This window comes from Stenotrophomonas sp., assembly GCF_031995405.1.
Classification (GTDB): domain Bacteria; phylum Pseudomonadota; class Gammaproteobacteria; order Xanthomonadales; family Xanthomonadaceae; genus Stenotrophomonas.
The window spans coordinates 17,648-19,187 of the sequence record NZ_DAMAGC010000079.1; the positions used below are offsets into that span (position 1 = coordinate 17,648).

Annotated in this window: 1 protein-coding gene; it reads left to right on the forward strand. The window is 68.7% G+C overall.

From position 1 onward, the window contains the following. Positions 1–1,354 (forward strand): OB-fold nucleic acid binding domain-containing protein (locus RTO53_RS13700; RefSeq protein WP_312238308.1); only part of this gene is annotated, 1,354 nt, incomplete at its 5' end. Positions 1,355–1,540: the final 186 nt, after the last annotated feature.

Consider the following 1,540-nt stretch of genomic DNA (forward strand, 5'->3'; position numbering starts at 1 on the left):
GCTGCCGCGCATGCAGCCGCGCTGCTTCTACGACCTGGTGATCGAAGTGGCGATCGTGCGCCCCGGCCCGATCCAGGGCGACATGGTCCATCCGTACCTGAACCGCCGCAGGAAGCTCAAGGAAGAAGGCATCGAGGAGATCGACTACCCGCCCGAACTGGAGAAGGTTTTCAAGCGCACCCTGGGCGTGCCGCTGTTCCAGGAACAGGTGATGCAACTGGCCGTCGCCGCAGCCGGCTTCAGTCCGGGCGAGGCCGATGCGCTGCGCCGCTCGATGGCCGCATGGAAGCGCCATGGCGGGCTGGAACCGCACCGCGACAAGCTGCTCACCGGCATGGCCGCCCGTGGCCACAGCCGCGAGTACGGCGAGCGCCTGTTCGAGCAGATCAAGGGCTTCGGCAGCTATGGGTTCCCGGAGAGCCACGCGGCCAGCTTCGCGCTGATCACCTATGTCAGCTGCTGGCTCAAGTGCCACCATCCTTCCGCGTTCGCCGCCAGCCTGATCAACAGCCAGCCGCTGGGCTTCTACACCCCCGACCAGATCCTGCAGGACGCGCGCCGCCATGGCGTGCCGGTACTGCCGGTGGATGTGCGCCACAGCGACTGGGACTGCACCCTGGTGGCGCCCACCGCGCCCGGGCGGCCGTTCGGCATCCGCCTGGGCCTGCGCCTGATCGACGGCTTCAGCGAAGACGTGGCCACTACGCTGGTGCAGGCCCGTGCGCAGCGGGCGTTCGACAGCGTGGCCGATCTCAGCCAACGCGCGCGGCTGGACCGCCGCCACCAGGGCCTGCTCGCCGATGCCGGCGCGCTGAAAGGCCTGAGCGGGCATCGTCATCGCGCGCGCTGGGAGGTGTCCGGCGTGGAGAAACCGCTGCCGCTGTTCGACACCGCGCGCGCCACCGTCGAAGCCAGCGTGCCGCTGCCGCTGCCCAGCGCCTTCGAGGACATGCAGGCCGACTACAACAGCACCGGCACCACGCTCGGCCGGCACATGGTGTCCTTCATCCGCCCGCAGCTGCGCCAGCGCCGCTGCCAGCGCTCGGACGAACTGGCCGCGCTGCCACACGGACGCAGCGTGCGCTTTGCCGGGCTGGTGCGCATGCGCCAGCGCCCGCAGACCGCCAGCGGGGTCACCTTCCTGACCCTGGAAGACGAATGCGGCATGGTCAACGCCGTGGTCTGGCGCAAGATCGCCGACCGCCAGCACCGCGTGCTGGTCGAAGCGCAGATGATGCAGATCGACGGCCGCCTCGAACGCGTGGACGGCGTGCAGCACCTGATCGTGCGTCAGATGCACAACATCGATGCGCTGATCGACGGCGTGCGCACGCGCAGCCGCGACTTCCACTGACCCCCCGCGCGCAGCGCGTGATCCACTTCACGATCACCGCACTTGCAGAGTTTCCCGACTGGCGTCGCAATCGGCCCTTCCGGTATTGTCGCTGCCTTCCAAGGATCTGGAGCCGCCTTTGTCCCGCGCACTTACCCTCACCACGCTGGTCGTGTCCAGTCTTGCCCTGCTCGTTTCCGGCTGGAC